23 protein-coding genes and 1 pseudogene are annotated in these 17,245 nt (G+C 40.2%); 19 read left to right on the forward strand and 5 right to left on the reverse strand.

What is annotated here, in order from left to right:
• Positions 1–13: 13 nt before the first annotated feature.
• On the reverse strand, positions 14–472 hold the full coding sequence (gene npdG, locus CL181_RS17890; RefSeq protein WP_097300683.1) for an NADPH-dependent F420 reductase: 459 nt from the start codon (positions 470–472) through the stop codon (positions 14–16).
• 486 nt (positions 473–958) lie between these two features.
• On the opposite strand from npdG, the gene CL181_RS17895 reads away from it, so the two are divergent.
• The 11 genes from CL181_RS17895 (at position 959) to CL181_RS21305 (ending at position 8,594) form a co-directional block, all read left to right on the forward strand.
• Positions 959–1,660, forward strand: coding sequence for a PspA/IM30 family protein (locus CL181_RS17895; RefSeq protein WP_097300684.1), 702 nt, complete (start codon positions 959–961; stop codon positions 1,658–1,660).
• A complete protein-coding gene (gene pspAA, locus CL181_RS17900) occupies positions 1,657–1,947 on the forward strand; it encodes a PspA-associated protein PspAA (protein WP_097300685.1) in 291 nt (96 codons plus the stop codon). The genes CL181_RS17895 and pspAA overlap by 4 nt, the downstream gene beginning before the upstream one ends.
• A 54-nt stretch (positions 1,948–2,001) precedes the next feature.
• On the forward strand, positions 2,002–2,895 hold the full coding sequence (htpX, locus tag CL181_RS17905; RefSeq protein WP_097300686.1) for a zinc metalloprotease HtpX: 894 nt from the start codon (positions 2,002–2,004) through the stop codon (positions 2,893–2,895).
• 199 nt (positions 2,896–3,094) lie between these two features.
• Positions 3,095–3,328: a hypothetical protein gene (locus tag CL181_RS17910; RefSeq protein ID WP_097300687.1), complete on the forward strand. Its 234-nt coding sequence runs from the start codon at positions 3,095–3,097 to the stop codon at positions 3,326–3,328.
• Positions 3,329–3,348: 20 nt separating this feature from the next.
• On the forward strand, positions 3,349–3,726 hold the full coding sequence (locus tag CL181_RS17915; protein WP_097300688.1) for a DUF356 domain-containing protein: 378 nt from the start codon (positions 3,349–3,351) through the stop codon (positions 3,724–3,726).
• A 262-nt stretch (positions 3,727–3,988) separates the two neighbouring features.
• Positions 3,989–4,318, forward strand: a complete 330-nt coding sequence (locus tag CL181_RS17920; protein WP_097300689.1) for a four-helix bundle copper-binding protein — start codon at positions 3,989–3,991, stop codon at positions 4,316–4,318.
• Positions 4,319–4,618: 300 nt separating this feature from the next.
• The gene (locus CL181_RS17925) at positions 4,619–5,629 is read left to right on the forward strand and encodes an NAD(P)/FAD-dependent oxidoreductase (RefSeq protein ID WP_097300690.1); all 1,011 of its coding nucleotides are present in this window, start codon (positions 4,619–4,621) and stop codon (positions 5,627–5,629) included.
• A 275-nt stretch (positions 5,630–5,904) separates the two neighbouring features.
• Positions 5,905–6,312, forward strand: a complete 408-nt coding sequence (locus CL181_RS17930; RefSeq protein ID WP_097300691.1) for a DUF356 domain-containing protein — start codon at positions 5,905–5,907, stop codon at positions 6,310–6,312.
• Positions 6,313–6,335: 23 nt separating this feature from the next.
• Positions 6,336–6,605 carry a DUF5676 family membrane protein gene (locus CL181_RS17935; RefSeq protein WP_097300692.1) on the forward strand — a complete coding sequence of 90 codons (270 nt, stop codon included), beginning with the start codon at positions 6,336–6,338 and terminating at the stop codon, positions 6,603–6,605.
• Complete coding sequence (locus CL181_RS17940) at positions 6,602–8,434, forward strand: geranylgeranyl reductase family protein (protein ID WP_176505311.1); 1,833 nt, start codon at positions 6,602–6,604, stop codon at positions 8,432–8,434. The genes CL181_RS17935 and CL181_RS17940 overlap by 4 nt, the downstream gene beginning before the upstream one ends.
• A gap of 31 nt (positions 8,435–8,465) precedes the next feature.
• A complete protein-coding gene (locus CL181_RS21305) occupies positions 8,466–8,594 on the forward strand; it encodes a hypothetical protein (protein ID WP_255251629.1) in 129 nt (42 codons plus the stop codon).
• 198 nt (positions 8,595–8,792) lie between these two features.
• Here the strand turns inward: CL181_RS21305 and CL181_RS21595 are convergent, their stop codons facing one another.
• Positions 8,793–8,954 carry a YHS domain-containing protein gene (locus CL181_RS21595; protein WP_141398963.1) on the reverse strand — a complete coding sequence of 54 codons (162 nt, stop codon included), beginning with the start codon at positions 8,952–8,954 and terminating at the stop codon, positions 8,793–8,795.
• Between the two features lie 284 nt (positions 8,955–9,238).
• Between CL181_RS21595 and CL181_RS17945 the strand changes: the two genes are divergently transcribed.
• A complete protein-coding gene (locus CL181_RS17945) occupies positions 9,239–9,940 on the forward strand; it encodes a DUF5667 domain-containing protein (protein WP_176505312.1) in 702 nt (233 codons plus the stop codon).
• 104 nt (positions 9,941–10,044) lie between these two features.
• Here CL181_RS17945 and CL181_RS19890 read toward each other — a convergent pair whose 3' ends face one another.
• Positions 10,045–10,365 (reverse strand): hypothetical protein, encoded by a 321-nt coding sequence (locus CL181_RS19890; protein ID WP_097300695.1) that lies wholly within the window; start codon positions 10,363–10,365, stop codon positions 10,045–10,047.
• A gap of 415 nt (positions 10,366–10,780) precedes the next feature.
• Here CL181_RS19890 and CL181_RS17955 point away from each other — a divergent pair.
• Both CL181_RS17955 and CL181_RS21600 read left to right on the forward strand, forming a co-directional pair.
• A pseudogene (locus tag CL181_RS17955) lies at positions 10,781–11,544 on the forward strand (IS630 family transposase).
• The gene (locus CL181_RS21600; protein WP_097300696.1) at positions 11,534–11,833 is read left to right on the forward strand and encodes a GNAT family N-acetyltransferase; all 300 of its coding nucleotides are present in this window, start codon (positions 11,534–11,536) and stop codon (positions 11,831–11,833) included. Before CL181_RS17955 ends, CL181_RS21600 begins: the two are co-directional and overlap by 11 nt.
• Before the next feature lie 58 nt (positions 11,834–11,891).
• Here CL181_RS21600 and CL181_RS17965 read toward each other — a convergent pair whose 3' ends face one another.
• On the reverse strand, positions 11,892–12,395 hold the full coding sequence (locus CL181_RS17965; protein WP_097300697.1) for an ArsR family transcriptional regulator: 504 nt from the start codon (positions 12,393–12,395) through the stop codon (positions 11,892–11,894).
• A 74-nt stretch (positions 12,396–12,469) separates the two neighbouring features.
• Here CL181_RS17965 and CL181_RS17970 point away from each other — a divergent pair, with 74 nt between their 5' ends.
• The 5 genes from CL181_RS17970 to CL181_RS17990 all read left to right on the forward strand — a co-directional run bounded on the left by CL181_RS17970 (position 12,470) and on the right by CL181_RS17990 (position 15,893).
• The gene (locus CL181_RS17970; protein ID WP_097300698.1) at positions 12,470–12,673 is read left to right on the forward strand and encodes a CbtB domain-containing protein; all 204 of its coding nucleotides are present in this window, start codon (positions 12,470–12,472) and stop codon (positions 12,671–12,673) included.
• Positions 12,636–13,385, forward strand: a complete 750-nt coding sequence (locus CL181_RS17975) for a CbtA family protein (RefSeq protein ID WP_097300699.1) — start codon at positions 12,636–12,638, stop codon at positions 13,383–13,385. The genes CL181_RS17970 and CL181_RS17975 overlap by 38 nt, the downstream gene beginning before the upstream one ends.
• A gap of 116 nt (positions 13,386–13,501) precedes the next feature.
• Positions 13,502–14,158 carry a metal-dependent transcriptional regulator gene (locus CL181_RS17980; protein ID WP_097300700.1) on the forward strand — a complete coding sequence of 219 codons (657 nt, stop codon included), beginning with the start codon at positions 13,502–13,504 and terminating at the stop codon, positions 14,156–14,158.
• A 284-nt stretch (positions 14,159–14,442) separates the two neighbouring features.
• The gene (locus tag CL181_RS17985) at positions 14,443–14,949 is read left to right on the forward strand and encodes a PGF-CTERM sorting domain-containing protein (RefSeq protein ID WP_097300701.1); all 507 of its coding nucleotides are present in this window, start codon (positions 14,443–14,445) and stop codon (positions 14,947–14,949) included.
• An 80-nt stretch (positions 14,950–15,029) separates the two neighbouring features.
• Positions 15,030–15,893 carry a methanogenesis marker 8 protein gene (locus CL181_RS17990; RefSeq protein ID WP_097300702.1) on the forward strand — a complete coding sequence of 288 codons (864 nt, stop codon included), beginning with the start codon at positions 15,030–15,032 and terminating at the stop codon, positions 15,891–15,893.
• 24 nt (positions 15,894–15,917) lie between these two features.
• Here CL181_RS17990 and dnaJ read toward each other — a convergent pair whose 3' ends face one another.
• Entirely contained in the window at positions 15,918–17,078 is a 1,161-nt protein-coding gene (dnaJ, locus tag CL181_RS17995) for a molecular chaperone DnaJ (RefSeq protein WP_097300703.1), read from the reverse strand.
• Between the last annotated feature and the right edge of the window lie 167 nt (positions 17,079–17,245).

Here is a 17,245-nt window from a genome sequence, read left to right on the forward strand (position 1 = left end):
CAAGCCATTTCTCTTAGCCATATTTATCAGGATTGCACAATTTCCGGTAAGAAAGATTATGGTAGGCAGAGACTACTTTCACCCCTGGAAGAAGATGCTGGATACGAAGGGCTGCACACCCTTCTTCAGGGGGTGTGTATTCAAATGACCCATTTTCTTTTTTCATTGGGACGACCAAGGATATTAATATCTGGTTCTTCAGGACAGGTCGAAGGCACTCAATAAGATCTAATGCAGCTTCAAATGGAACCGAGAGAACAGCGACATCAGCTTTCTCAACCGCTTCTTTATTGCTTGTTCCGTCGATCTGGCATTCAAAGCCCTGATCGGTGAGCCGACATGAATAGCCGCATGCAGCATTCTTTGCTTTCTCAACATCTCTTGAGCCGATATAGATATTATGCCGAGTTGCCCATCGGGTGGCCAATCCCTCACCGACTCGGCCTGTGCCGCCTAGTATTGCTATTTTCATAGATCCACTCTTTTCCAGTCAGTAAATAATGTTTAACATGTTTCCGTTTAACCCTTATAAAAGCCAACCTGCAAATAATATAGTTCTAACAAGCCTCACAAGAGAAACGAAGGTCAATATTAACCCGAATATTGGAAGATTCAATACGCCAAAAAGCCTGCAGAGCCAAAGAACAATATTATCAGCATTCATCTCATTCATATATCATTTATATATATTACTTCGATTCTTTATCTGGATTTTGGTTTAAGTTTGAAAAGCAACGTGATATCATCCGCAGTCCTTACATTGGTACATGTAACCGGCGAACAGCAAGTTAAAACTCGATGCAAAAAAAATGAGGGCATTTTAATTATTTTTTAAGAACTTCTATTAAATCTTTTACAAATTTAAAGCAAAACCAGCTTAACTACAGAAGTACTGTTGTAGTTGTTAAAAATCAGAAAATAATATCGAAACAATTTGATAAAACAAGGAGAAAAAATTATGGGACTTATAGACAGGATGAGCACAGTCATCAAAGCAAAAGTGAATAAGATTCTAAATAAATTCGAAGATCCGAGAGAGACTCTCGATTACTCTTATGAGAAGCAGCTTGAACTCTTACAAAATGTCAAGCGCGGCGTAGCTGAGGTAACAACTGCCAAGAAGCGGCTTGAATTGCAAAAGATGAAACTCGAGCAGAATATAACAAAATTAGACGAACAGGCGCGAGGTGCCCTGAAAGCTGGACGGGAAGACCTCGCAAGGATTGCGCTTGAGCGAAAGAGCACATCACAGACTGAAATAGAGAGCCTTACGAAGCAGATAGCAGATATTTATAAAGAGCAGGAAAAACTCATGGCAACGGAAAAGCGCCTGTCAGTTAAGGTAGAGTCCTTCCGCTCAACAAAGGAAACCATCAAAGCCCAGTACAGCGCGGCTGAAGCGCAGGTCAAGATTACAGAATCTGTTAGCGGTATCAGCGAAGAGATGAGCGATGTGGGGCTTGCAGTCCAGCGCGCACAGGATAAAACAGAGGATATGAAGGCGCGTGCATCTGCGCTTGATGAACTTGTAGATTCAGGCACTCTTGAAGATGTGACCGGGGGAACGAAGGATGACATTGAACGGGAACTTTCTAAGATAAAGTCAAAGGGTGAAGTGGATGAGCAGCTTGAATCGTTGAAGAAGGAGATGGGAAAATGATAGTGCGGTTAATGGGAGAAGGACAGTACGAGCTTGATGAAAAACATGTGGATGAGCTCAATAAAATCGACAACAACATAGTGAGAATTATTAGCAGAGGAGACGAAAAAGCTATCAGAATAATCTTCAAGTCAGAATTCAAGAAGCTCAATGACCATGTACGAAAAAATGGGAAAAAGATCCCGGATGATATCATAAAACCTAGCGACTTAATCATACCGCCTGCTGACATTTCGCTTAAGGAGGTAAGAAAGATTTTCAAAGGAGATGGACTGATAAAAGATTGAGTACAATGAAGCCAGTTTTCAATGAAGTGATTGGTGCTAAAACAGGTGATTAAGATGAAAAAGTGGTACCGTGATTATGGACTTCAGGCACGCATGGTCCTAACTATGCTCTTGCTTGCTGGGCTGTATCTTATCTTCCTTGTTGTTCTATCAGAGTACGGAGGGATAGGGACATACGGTTTGATGGTGTTTGCAGGTTTTTTCCTGCTCATTCAGTTTTTCTTTTCAGATAAGTTTGCCCTCTGGAGCATGGGCGGGCGTATTGTCAGCGAGCAGGAGGAACCGCGTCTTCATGAAACAGTATCAAGACTCTGCGCAATAGCCGATCTACCTAAGCCGAAAATCGCTATTGTGGATAGCAATATCCCTAACGCCTTTGCAACAGGAAGGAGCAAAGACAGCGCAGTTGTAGCAGTTACGACTTCTTTGAAACAGAAATTAAGCCAGCCAGAGCTTGAAGCAGTGTTGGCCCATGAGTTGAGCCACGTCAAGAATCGTGATATGCTGGTTATCACAATTGCAAGCTTCCTGTCCACCGTTGCCTTTTTCCTTGTGAGGAATATGCTGTTTTTCGGCATGGGTGGCGGAAATCGTGACCGCGACAGGGGCGCAGGCGCCGCGATAATCGTTTTTGTGATATCGCTGGCGGTATGGATCATAAGTTTCCTGCTCATACGTGCTCTTTCAAGATACCGCGAGTTTGCGGCTGACAGAGGCTCTGCGGTAATCACAGGTCAGCCAAAACATCTTGCCTCGGCTCTCATGACCATAAGCGGTGTCATGGAACGTGTACCGTCTCGCGACTTAAGAGAAGTGGAGGGTATGAATGCATTTTTTATCATTCCCGCGATCTCAGGGGATTTGATAATGAATCTCTTCTCCACGCATCCAACGGTAGGGGCACGCATACGCGCACTTGAGGATATGGAGCGCAAGATGGAGTTCTAAATGGGATTTCTTGATGCATTCCCTGAATTTTTATAAATTCATACTGGAGCTAATTGTCTCATTTTACTGTGTTTGAAAATAATCCGCTACTTTTGCTATAAAAAGGAAAAAATCAGTAAATATTGTTTAACTTTTTAAAGCAAAAACCGGTTAAGGAATAGCGTAGATAGTAACATGTCAAGAATTAAGAGGTGAAGTTATGGACACAGTTGATATACTAACATATATTTGTAAAAAAAGAGATGATTTTGTCGCAAAAGGAATGAATGTACGGAGTGCCTTAACAAAAGCAGAGCTTGTAATAGCGAAAGAGTATCATATAAGCTTTGAATCAATAAACAAATTGTCACAAGGTAAGCGATCTTTCGAAATAACAATGCAAAAATTCAAATTAAAAAGTACAGCGTATACATTGACGCCACAAGCAAGGTAAAATCAATCGAGATAGGAAAAATGAATTCACTGGCAGTAATTAGAGCGAATGACAATTCTAAATTAAGAACAGCACTTCATGACCTTGTGAAGTATGGTCATATTTCATACTCCAGCGTACCGAGAAAGCTTGAACCAGGTTTTGCAGATAACATACTTGTAAATATAATGAAGGCTCCATTAAAAAGCTGGAGCACGGCTGCTGCTATTGTGCCGTTAATGGATTCAGCCAGTTCGGCCATCAACAGACTGAGGAGAATTCATCCTCCAGCTCATGTGATAATTGTGAGCCCGATGCATGAGATTTACTATCAGCTGATAGGCTGCATCGAAATGTTGCCAGAGGCATTCCCACGTAAGTACCCCCTTTCAAAAAAGATTTCCACTGTAGAACAGTGAAGCTTCAAAATGGGATTTTTCCCACAATCTCATACTGTAATATCTTAAGTTTGAAAGTATTTCTTGAAGATAAAAATCAATTAGAGGCAATGAAATTAAATTTTCCTGCAAGAGGAAGCTAATGGTTTATGCTTTAAAAAAACGGTAATTCTTTTTTTGGTTAAGTTTGCAAAATCAAAATCTTATTTGTGATTTTCTTTGGTTATTTTAACCAGAAATCGCTTAAGAGAAGATATACATAAAGATAATTGGAGGTGAAAAATTGATAAATCGTAAACAGCAGGAGTGCATAGATGCTTGTAATGACTGCTTCGTGGCATGTGAATCCTGTGCTACAGCCTGTCTTCGCGGGAGTGATGTGGAGATGATGGTAAAGTGCATACAGCTTTGCCGTGATTGCGCGGATATTTGTGCGCTATGTTCAAGGTTCACGGCGAGAGACAGTCAGTTTGCAAAGAAACTTTGTACCCTTTGCGCTGATATCTGTGATGCATGTGCAGAAGAATGCGAAAAACATGAAGCTGAGCACTGCAAGAAGTGTGCAGAAGAATGCAGGAAATGTGCTGAAGAATGCCGCAAAATGGCATTTTAATAACGACAAATGGGAAAAATAGGCAAGGCACAAAATTATAACTATTTTTCCATATTTTTTGTATAAACAATCCTTATTTTTTGAAAATCATAAATAATCCCATTAGAAATCTTGCAAATTTAAACCAAAAATTGCTTTAATAAATAATAAAATAGATTTAAAGATGAAGTGACTCAACATGAAGGACAAAGAAATGATATTGGTGATATTTTTTATGCTCATATTTGTTGCAATCCTCGGGCTGGCAGCTATATTGCTGATGTAATAGTTATAATTAAAAACAGGCATCGGTATAACAACATGGAAAAATATGATACGATTATCGTCGGCGCAGGTCCGGCCGGGCTCAGGGCTGCACGGGTACTGGCAGAAGCAGGAAGATATACACTGATATTGGAGAAAAACAGGACAATCGGGCAAACAATATGCGCTGGCGGTCTAACCATCGGAGATATGGACTTTGTTCCAAAAAATATTGTTGATGCTGAATTTAATTACATGCTACTGCATACAGCAAAAGGATCATACGATGTGGACCTGGGCAGCCACCCTGTGTTTACGGTGGACAGGGAAAAACTCGGGCAGTGGATGGCAAAAGAGACTGAAAAAGCAGGCGCCCTGATCAAGACAGCAAGATGCGTCAGTGCTGTTGATGGAAACCATATAATTGTAAACGGCGAAAAAATAGGTTTTGATCATTTAGTAGGTGCTGACGGTTCTAACTCGATTGTCAGGAGATCCCTGGATATACCTGTTAATAAGACTGTAATAGGGATCCAGTATATAAGCAAAACACTGAGAAAAGACCTGGAGGTCTTTGTAGACGACTTTAGATACATCCTTAAATACAGCTGGATATTTCCACACCGGGGCTTTACATCAATAGGGATTGGAGGAATGACTGGAAACGGTGCATTGATGAGGCGCAGCCTTGATGAGCTATGTGATAGGCTCTCCATTGAAAGAACAAGGTTCGAAGCTGCACGCATTAACATTGATTATAAGGGATTTGTTTTCAAGAACAGGTTCTTAGCCGGTGATGCGGCTGGGTTTGCATCAGGACTGACTGGAGAAGGGATATACCAGGCTATTTTATCAGGCGAAGAGGTTGCCAGAGGAATACTGAACAAAAACTATGCATATCCTGGAATCAAACATCTTTTAAAAATGAAAAACAATCAGGAAAAACTTCTGCGCATCTTCAGTATAAATCGGTGCGTCCCTCATGTTGTTTTTAATAATTTCGTTCCTCTTCTTTTGAAGAGAAGAAATTTATGCGTTATGATCAACAACAAATATGGTATAGTGTAGAAATATAGGAGCGGGTAAGTACATATGGAAAAGATTCAGAGATGCAGCTCTTTATCTTGCATCTTTATAATCTTGGAGCCAATTATCACATTTTTATATCCAAAAAATAATCCTTTATTTTTATTATAAAAAGTAAAATCAGTAAATGTTTTTTTGGCTTTTTAAAGCAAAAACCGATTAAAGGATAAGCCCCGATACTAGTACATTAAAAATTAAAAGATGTAGTCTCTGGATACGATACATCTGATATACTAACATCAATTGGAGTAGAAAAAATGAATTCATTGGCAGTAATTAGAGCGAATGACAGCTCTAAATTAAGAACAACACTTCATGACCTTGTGAAGTATGGTCATATGTCATACGCCAACGTACCAAAAAGGCTTGAACCAAGTTTTGCGGACAGTATACTTGTAAATGTAATGAAGTCTCCATTAAAAAGCGGTTGCACGGTTGCGGCTGTTGTACCGTTGATTGATTCAGCCAGTGCAGCCATCAGCAGGCTGAGGAAAATCCATCCTCCGGCTCATGTGATAATTGTAAGCCCGAGGCATAAGATTTACCATGAGTTGATAGGTTGTATCGAAATGTTGCCAGAGGCGTTCCCACGTAAGCACCCCATTCAAAAAAAACAGGCTATCCCTTTATACGGCCTAAATATCCTCCCATCTGTAACGGCTTAAGTATAATAAAGGTTGGCGATTATATGTACAGACTATATACAAAAGTTGTAGCATTATCCCTTGGGGTATTTCTCGCAGTCATCTACGTTATCTGCGTAATATTTGACCTGCTCTGGCCTGTTTATGAGATGAGAAGAGTATGGCCTCTTCTGCTACCCGGCTTTACATGGCTCACTCCATCCAGTTTTTTACTCGGCCTGGCAGAGTCATTTGTCTGGGGTCTGCTGGCAGGAATTATTTTTGTGCCGATATACAATTACTTCGTTGGCAGATTTGCAGAGATGGTAACATGAAATACGACGCCATCGTGGCAGGTTTGGGCCCTGCTGGAGCAACGGCTGCCTATGAGATAAGCAAAAAAGGTTTTAATGTTCTGGCACTCGATAAGCAGAAGCATCCCAGATACAAGCCCTGTGGGGGAGGGCTTACTGCCAAAATAGAGAAGATACTTGAACCGGATTTTAAAAGCGTAGTTGAGAGAATAATATATAAAGTGAACTTTACTTACAAGGGAACAGGAGATATCAGGGCAGTATCCCGCCATCCTATAGTGTATATGGTGATGCGGGATGTATTCGATAACTTCCTCGTTGAGAAGGCAAGAGCTGCTGGAGCCGAAATACATGAGCAGGAGAAAGTCACTCATGTGGAAGAAGAGAAGGACAGTGTGATTGTAATGACGGAAAAAAATATGTATTCATCAAAACTTCTTATTGGCGCTGATGGGGTTAACGGTATAGTCGCACGGTCACTCGGACTCAAACCCAAAAAAAGGACTGCTGTACTTATAGAGGGCGAGGTTAAAGTCAAAGAAAAAGTATTCAATAGAGTCAGCGAAGAGATACAGTTTGATTTCGGTTCTGTCCCATACGGCTACGGATGGATTTTCCCGAAAGCTGACCATCTCTCCCTCGGAGTTGGTGGATTAAAGGAAATGATAAAGAACCCAAAACCCTACTACTCTGGGTTTCTGTCAGACCAGTACATTCTTGATGACATTGAGAGTGAACGAAAGTTTGGTTATACCATCCCGATTTTTGACGGAGAGTCAAAAATCGCAGGCTTTCGCACCATGCTGGTTGGCGATGCAGCCGCTCTTGTGGATCCTTTTCTTGCTGAAGGTATTTATTATGCAGTACGCAGCGGGCAAATCGCGGCAGAAGTGGCTTCAGCTGTTTTGCATGGCAATACTACAACAGCGAGTTATCATAAGCGCATAGCTCAGGAAATATACCCTGAATTCCAGTATGCGCGAAAGATAGGCATGGTCTTTTATACCTTCCCGAAATTAGGATATGAACTGCTGAAACGCTACCCGGAATTCTATGAATTGATATTCGATATTGTGAGGGGAGAGGCGAGCTATGAACAATTATTGGGTAAAATGAAAAGCAAAGCAGGCATCGAAATTTTAGCATATCTCGGACTTCTTAAAACCAGACCCCGGGATGTTCGAGAGACGTATGATTCGATAGCAGACCAGTATGATTCCTATGCATTCTTCTGGAAAAATACAATGGGAAAAGGCGTATGGAAGTATTTTGAGGAAATGTTAAAAGAGAATATCAAAGATGGGGCAACTATCCTTGATGCAGGGACCGGAACAGGGGAAGCCATTAAAGCCATACTTAAAAACTCAAATCCCTCAAAGGTTGTGGGCATCGATATCTCAAAAGGGATGTTGAAAATAGCACGAGAGAAAATCAAAGATAAAAGAGTCAGTTTTGAGGTGCAGGATATCTCAACGCTTCCATATCCGGACAATTCCTTTGATGTAGTTACATCCACGTGGGCACTGGAAACTTTGAAAGAACCCAAAAAGACTGTGACAGAGTTTCTGCGGGTGATAAACGAGGATGGCTATGTAATCTATGTTTTCCACAGCTTACCAAACAACATTATGGGGCGGCTTTACTCATACTTCATGAAGCAACAACTGAAGAAAAAGTATGAACTTCGCCTCCTCACGCCGAAAGAACGTCCATTCCATAAGTGCGGCAGGTCAAGTATAGCCAGTTTTGCCGGCGGACTCGTGACAGTCGTAGTTCTCAGGAAATGCTGCAGTGTAACCGATGAAACCGCACCGTGCCTGATCGGCGAGGAAGAGATACCAAATAGTTAAACTATTAGGCAGTATTTGGAATATTAGTGCGATGAATCCCAATCAAGAATCTTCGGTTGTTGAGGAACTGGCAGAAAAAATCAGCCCTGTTTTCTCTATCTATGAAATCCAGCAAGCTGAGGATACGATATATTTCTTTGGGGTGCCAAGAGGTAATTGAAAAATTGGATTTGAAGAAAAAGCTTCTTTTTGGGTAATCTATAAAACCCTGAATCTCAGGATTTATCATGAGGAAGAGATACCATTAGGACAACTGATTACGTCTTATTTTCATAATTTCTGGCCAGATTTTTCTTCTTCCGGGCATCTCTTCGGTTTACTTCTGCATATCTCAATCTGCCGAACAAACTGATTTTATCTAGCAAACCGCCGCATGGCTCACAGGGCTCGCATCGAAAATGTGCTTACACTCTGGCGTGTAGAAGAAGTATGTCAATCCCATGTACTCGCTCTTTAACTGCGGGCTTGTTTCGTTGATGACAATGTCACAGCCACAAATAGTGCATTTGTATATTGCCATTAGTTCACCTATAAAAATAACATTGTTTTAATTTTTGAAGTCATTTGTGCTTCACAAAATAAAACTTTGTTCTTTCAGATCTTTTAATTTGTAAGGAAACTGTTGCCGCTTTTTATTATCTAAAAATAATCCTCATTTTTTTGTTATAAAAAGTAAAATACAATATGGATGATTTAATTTTATAAAGCAAAAACCGATTAAAGAATAAGCACCCCTACAACTATAATAATTGAATTTAACGGCAAAATGCCAGAATTAGAAGTGAGAATATGAAAAATATAAATATGAGACATATTATGATTTCAGGAACGATCCTGTTATCCCTTGCCTTTACAATAAATATTGGCATTGCCCAATCGGATGAACTGGTCGATGATACAACTGAAGAAACTTTTGTAGACATAGCTCCTTATGAAGGTCCAATAGGTCCGGGCAGTGCTTTATACGGATTAAAAATTGCATTTGAGGACTTTGGTGAAATCTTCACGTTTAATGAGAGCCGAAGAATCGAAAAACAAATAGAACATGCAAGATCGCGGATAGCTGAGGCAAAAACTGAATTAAGAAGCAGTAATGGGGATTACGCCGATATAGCGATTGAACGATACAGGGAAAAAATCAACTCTATTGATGATTCAGTTTCGAAAACCACCGGAAATGTTTCAGAACTTTTCGATGCACAGAGGAAGATTATTAGGCATCAGTTCGTCCTGGAAAGGCTTCTTGATGATTACCCTGATAACAAGGGACTAAAGAGAGCTCTGGATAACAGCGCGCAACTTGAGGATAAGTTTGAATCCAGGACTGACCGGAGATTTATACGCATGTTCCGAAATGAGCCGCCTTTTTTGAGGCAAGGAATAAGAGAAAGTAATGATACAGAAATCAACATCACGGGTGAACAAAAAGTTGGCGGAGATATCGAAGAAAGCGGTACAAGAGGTGGTTATCCAATGAAAATTCCACCAATGGGATGGTGGGAATAGATCTCAAATAATAAGTATTATCTTGAATTCGCCACTTACGGCTAAGTGATACGAATTTTTATGCCTTTATACAATTTGCCAGTTTACTTTTTACCAGCGTAATTTCAGACTATTATCCTGATATTTTTGATAAAATCCCCTAAAATACTGATAACTTTATTTGAAATATTGGACAGTACTTTAAATTTAAAGGCATTTGGAGGATATACAACGGTAAGTGTCAAATTGACCAGGAAATTCGTGAGGAACGTAAGCAGCAAATAACCTTTGACTGCAAGAGGACTCCAATGTCGTATCGGTCTCAACTCCAGTCCGTCTTTCAAACTCCGAATGAATTTTTTAGCTTTATCCCTATCTTTATACAAAGAAAGAATTTTTTCGGGTTCATCATCGACAGAACTTTCATGAGCAAAAAATCCCTCCAATCCATTGATGAAAGGATTACTTATCAGAGCAAGGGTTTTTTGGATACTTCCATGCAGAATAATGTAACCATCTTTCGTTATGACTGAGCCAAGTTTCTTTCCTTTTTTGGCTTTCTTCAGGTCCTTATCGTTTTTTTCGAGAAGCTTTAGATATTTCTTCTCTCTTTTTTGTAGCTGCTCATGATACAGCTTTTCTGAAAAGAAAATATAATTTGTTTCATCCTCTTTTCAGTTTGACACACTCATAAAATGGACCACTCATTTCAGATATATTTGAGTTTCCGTTCTTTTTTCCCTGCAGGAAAAACTGAATAATTGAGTTGTAGCTTTTCTTATTTTTAGCTTTCAAAGTAAGATAATGATATTTATAGTTAAAAACGTAACTTTTATAACTAATTAGGTAATATAGTTCAATGTGGCAAGACCAGAAAATATCACTATTGAGCGGCATATAACAGCCGAAGAACTGCAAGAGAGAATAAAATCCTTGGAAAAAGATGTAAAAGTATTGCAGAGATTGTATTTCATAAAATATCGTTATGAAGGAGCAACGGTTGAAGAAGCGGCCAGTCGAGTAGAAATATCAAAGCCGGTGGCTTATATATGGCAGGATAGATGGAATAAAGAAGGATATGAAGGTTTGAAACCGAAATTTGCAGGAGGAAAACCATCAAAACTTTCTGATGATCAAAAAGAACAATTAAAGAAAATCCTGAATAAACGGGATGACTGGACAACAGAGGAAATTAAGAAACTCATATCAGACGAGTTCATGGTTGAATATTCTCTGAAGCAAATACGAGTTATCGTGAGAACATTTGGCATGAAACTTGCGAAACCATTTCCACATGATTACCGAAGACCAAATGATGTAGAAGAGATCTTAAAAAAAACTACCTGAAATGAGTGAGGATACAATCATAGGTTTTCTTGATGAATCATCACCTCAAACAACGGCGAAATTCGTTTGGATTTTATGCATTGAATGGAAAATCTGTAATTAACTTTAAGGAGCATTCAAGAAAAGAAGATGTCTGTGAATTTTTGACAGAAATTAGAGCCAAAAATCCTATAAAAAATATTATTCTTATTTTTCAGAAATTTTCATTAAAAATGAGCTTTGCAAAGGGATGGATTGAAAAATTCCTTAATAATAAGTTAGAAATGTTTGGTTCTTAACTATGATGGAAAAATAATAGGTTCTGTAAGGGCATTCGAAAAAGGCGAGACCTGCTATATAGGAAGGCTTATTGTGCACGCAGATTATCAAAATCAAGGGTTTGGAACAAAACTACTGAATAGAATAGAAAATATTTTTAATAGCAAAAGATTTGAACTATTCACAGGACATAGAAGTGAAAAGAATCTGTATTTATATCAAAAGCTTGGTTATAAAATATTCAAAAGTGAAAAAATCACCGACAGCTTAAGTTTCATATACTTGAAAAAGAATAATAAAAAATTATAGGAGCGAATAAACATTTTTGAGAATAACCAGAAGGATTTGAATAAGGTAATGTGTTATTCTATTTGATTTTGACAAAAATCTTCTTTCTCGTTACTGGTATTAATTTTTTCCATTCGATAGTGCAATCTTTTTCTATCTTAAAATCCTCAGTTGTTGAATTTGGTGAGTTCCCGTTAACTTCATAAAGGTAAAGTCCCTCTTCTCCGTCGATAGCCATAACAAACTCTTTATCACCAACAGTTTTTAATTCTACCCCGGATACTTTTCTCAGAGCTTCCAGGATACTGGCACCTTTTTGCAGATCAATCGTGTGTGAGTCGGCAAGTTCATCAAGCATACCATACATGTTTTTTATTTTACTGCCAAGCACATGGGTTTTGCCAAACCTTCTTATTTCAATTAAATTTGCTCTTTCCAGAAGCTTAGCATGTTTAGCCACTACCGGAACAGAGAGATTTAATTCTTTTGCAATACCTGTGATATGCATTTCTTCCTTAGCCAATATTCTCAGCATTTTTAATCGCGTAGTACTGCTGAGTGCTTTAAAAATATCGTTAGCCATATGGATAACAACTATTGCCTTAAAGAGTAAATATTTTACCCTTCATGATTAAGCAGGTTAATTGAGGTATAATAATGACAGAAATGATTAGTGAATACAGGTATGGATATGAGTATCGATATGAATTGGACTATGCAATGCTCGCAAAGCTTGCAGTAATTTTTTTGACAATCGCCCTTGCGATTTATATTATAGGATTTTCAAACTTTGAAAGCTTTCCGGCACTCCACGAGGGATTCCATGACTTACGCCACGCAGCAGGCTTCCCCTGCCATTAAAGACTCACTGGATTTTATATCAATCCTGAAAGCAGGAATTGTAACAGGTATGGTTGCAGGCACAGCCCTCGGAGGACTTCTCCTTTTGTTCCTAACGCCAATCATATTGGAAGCAGAAACTTACGAAATCCAGATACCTGATTCCCATCCATTAATTCCAAGGAATATTGTTCACTTCTGGACATTTGCTGGAGCAATAATGCTTGGAATCCTCTATTCTATAATATTCACTTTTGTGTATACTATGGTTCAACACGGGATTCCTGTAAAAAATGTTGGGTTTAAAAGTCTGATTCTGGCTTTAAACGGTTTTTTAGTAGCGGTGCTTATCCCTTCTCTCTATCTGCCGCCTAATCCGCCTGGCATGGTGACCTCGCTGTCTGTGATAATAAGGCAGAGCATCTTTATCGCTATAATCATTGCTGGTATCCTTGCTTCAATAGCCTTCTGGATTATTTATTTACGTTTATCCCGGAAATATAATCCCATGCCTGGATTATCAATAGGAGCAATTGCCTTTGTCGTCATAATTATCACTGCATCTTTATTGTTTCCCCCTAATTCCAACATACCTTCAATTCCTTCAGATTTACTATGGAAATACAGGGTCGAGAGCCTTGGAGCTATGTTTGCTTTCTGGGTAACTATGGGAGTAATGGTTAATACCATGCTGGAATATTTTAGACCACACTTTAGGATTTCAGAAAACTAACGCTATTAAACACAGAAAGTTTGGGAGAAAAGTTTTCAGTTCATGCATGAGATCCAGAATAGATATCCCACGGTGAAGTAAAGTATTAATCATCAAGAAGCCTACTGAAATCATAGATGACAAAAGAATCCCCAAGGATAGAAGAATATCTTGAATATATATATAAACTGCAGGAGATGCATGAATCCGCCACAACCTCGAAATTAGCCCAGCGCCTGGAGTTAGCCCCTTCATCCGTTTCAGAGATGCTAAAGCAGCTTGAACAGAAAGGACTTGTAGAGTACGCTGAGAAAGGAGTGGTATTGACAAAAGAAGGTGAACTTAAAGCCAGGAAAGTGATAAGAAAACATCGCCTCTCAGAGCGCCTGCTTACGGATATTCTGGGTTTTAAATGGGATAAAGTTCATGAGGAGGCATGCAGGCTTGAACACGATATAAGTTCTGAGATGGAGGACAAAATCGAAGAGAAACTGGGCAATCCCAGAACATGTCCGCATGGTTATCCGATACCTGATAAAGAGGGATTGATAGTCCAGGATAATACTGTAAAACTTTCAGAACTCAAAGCAAATGAAAAAGGAGTTATTATAAGCGTCTTTGAGGAGAACTCTGAGATGTTGCAGTATCTGGGCAGTCTTGGATTATATCCTGAGATAGAAGTAAAAGTAAAGAGTGTCGCTCCTTTCGGAGGACCGATCCTTATCAGGGTGCCAGGGTCGGAAATATCAGTAGGAAAGGAACTCGCAGAAAAGATAATGGTGCAAAGGAAGTGAACCCGGGCAACAGTTATACTGAGCGCCCGGCTTAACAGAACCACATCTATCCCAACTCTTTCTATATAAATTCTTTCAGGTTTTATGCGCCCCTATGGATGGTCTCTGGAATACTGGCAGGAATGATCCCTGCTTACCATGAGTCGAAACTAAGGCCAGCTGATGCCTTAAGATATGAGTAAAGGGAATTAGGAAGTATTATATAGGATTCACAACGATTTATTTAACACTTCCCGGCTATATCTGAGAGTAGTAGTAATTGGGGAGGAAGAGGAGGAAAATATATGAATAATAAAAGATTAGCTGAATTGCTTCTGGTATCAATAGTAATTCTTATAGCAACACCGACAACTTTTGCAAAGCCCGAGTATCTTACAAATCTTACGGCAATTTATGGCGCAGGTTCATGTGATACCTGCCATATTAATGGTGCAAGCGACGGACCACGTACCGGTTACGGAACATTATTTGAGAATCAGGTAGATCACCTTACTAATGCCAGTGAAGCCCTGATAGCTATAGGGGCACCGCCAACCGCAACTGTTACATCAACTGTCACAACGACCATGGCAGCAACTCCAGGGGTTACCACAGGAACAACACCAGGAATCACAGAAACAGAAATACCAGGAATTATAGAAGAGACAGAAATACCAGAAGAGACCACAGAAATACCAGAAGAGACCACAGTAACAGCCACAACAACACCCAGATCTCCCGGATTTGGAATTATAATTTCTATAGTTGGATTATTTGCCTGGGCTATTCTTGAAAGGCGAAGAAATAAATAATTGGGGCAAATTCTGCCTCAATTTATCATATTTTGTCAGTATCTTAATGATTAATACATACCAGATGCATATTGGTATCTATGGCAAAAGATAGACATGTTATGGAAGCTCTCGGAAAAACCCGGGTAGTTGTTGAGAATGGAAAAGTCATTGAAGTCGGTGAACCCCAGACAGAATACTGCCCTATATTTGATAAGGTGCGCGGGATCAAGAAATTCACCTCAAAGTCCGCAAAGGAAAATATCGAGTTCAGGATTAAGGATTTTGGCCTTTTCACGAAGGACAGGGCTGTTGAAATGGAAATATTCGTAGGGTTTGGGGCAAGTGAGACTTTCATGACAGGACTGCGCCGGGGTCTAATTGATACCAGCGTGACTGCATGCGACGGCGCCGGCACTGTGATCACGAACAATCCAAAACTTGCACAGGGTATGGGGTCTCGCATTTCAGGATTGTCCGAGACTACGCCAATACCTGAGCTTATTGAACGGATACAGGAAGTTAATGGTATTGTTCTTGACCCTGCAACCGCTGCTCTTGACCAGGTAGCAGGTGTGAAAAAAGCGATAGAACTGGGCTATAAAAAAATAGGGGTATCCGTAACAAATGTCAGGGATGTCCGGGAAATAAGGGAACTTGAGAAAAAACACAATGTCCAGATAATCGCATTCGGTGTACATACTACAGGTATGCCTGAAAATGAAGCAAAAGAATTCGTAGACCTTGTGGATATGACCACAGGATGCACTTCAAAATGGATCCGGGGCTGTGTGGCAGGGAAGACCATCGCCCAATTCGGTACTGCAATCCCCATATTTGCAATAACACAATGCGGCAAAGAAATGCTGCTTGAGCGGGCAAAAGAAGTGACAGACCCAATCCTGATAAATACGATGAAACTGCCGGTACAGCCGGATGAGAAGCAGCCAAGACCGCTTATTTAAAAATTTTTATTTTTAAAAATCAAATCAAATGTGATCCCTGACTTTCTCAAAAATGCTCTTGCCCCTTGTTCTTTCTCCACTTATCTGGGCAAATTCCCGCAGTAGCTCTTTTTGCCTGTCTGTCAGCTTTGTGGGAACTTCCACCTTTATTTTCACAAGCTGGTCGCCCTTCCCGGAATAATGAAGACCTGGCATTCCTTTGCCTCTAAGACGGAACACATGACCGTTTTGCGTCCCGGGCGGAATTTTCATCTCAGCCTTACCATCAAGAGTGGGCACGATTATTTCATCACCAAGAGCAGCCTGCGTGAAGCTGATGGCAGCTTCCATTATGAGGTCATTCTCATTACGGGTAAAAATATTATGAGGTCTCACATTTATTTCCACATAGAGATCCCCGGGTGGTCCGCCTTTCCCGCCAGCTTCGCCCTCACCTGGTACCCGCAGCCTCGAACCCGTATCAACACCTGGCGGGATCTTCACTTCGATCTTACGTCTTTTCTGGACAGTACCACTGCCATGACAGGTCGTGCAGGGAGAATCGATAATGGTTCCTGTTCCGTGGCATGTCCCGCACGTGGAAGTGGTCATGAATCTGCCAAATGGTGTATTCTGTGTCCTGTTTACCTGGCCGCTGCCGCGGCAGGTTGAACATGTCTTTGGAGATGTTCCGGGTCTTGCCCCGCTTCCATGGCATACATCGCAAGTTTCAGTTCTCGGGACTTCCAATTCCACTGCTTTGCCCTTTGCTGCATCTTCAAGATTTATGGCTAATTCGTAAAGCAGATCCGAGCCCCTGCTTGGACCCTCACGCCTTCTCCCTCCTCCCTCTCCTCCGAAAAAGATATCGAATATGCTGCCTCCACCCCTTCCGCGTCCTCCCATACCCCCCATGCCGATATCACGGAAAAGGTCTTCGAAATCCACGCCCCTGAAAATATCCTCCTGTGAATATCTCTGATCAATACCAGCATGTCCGAACTGGTCATATTGCTGCCTTTTGCTCTGGTCTGATAACACTGCGTAAGATTCGGATATTTCCTTGAACTTCTCCTCAGCATCAGGTGATTTGTTCTTATCCGGATGGTATTGCATCGCCAACTTACGATATGCTGATTTTATATCATCTGCTGAAGCTTTTTTATCCACACCAAGGATTTCATAATAGTCGCGTTTAGTAGCCATAATTTATAAAAACCAATATCTATTTTTTTATCTAAATGCCTTTGCATTAAAATATAAGTTGTGGTTTTCAGATTCACACAATGTTCACACCCTCATTTATAAACAGGTGAATCAAATGAATATTCGGCACTTAGACTAAGGATTGTTATGCCTATTAGAATAAATAT

Source organism: Candidatus Methanoperedens sp. BLZ2 (genome assembly GCF_002487355.1).
Taxonomy (GTDB): domain Archaea; phylum Halobacteriota; class Methanosarcinia; order Methanosarcinales; family Methanoperedenaceae; genus Methanoperedens.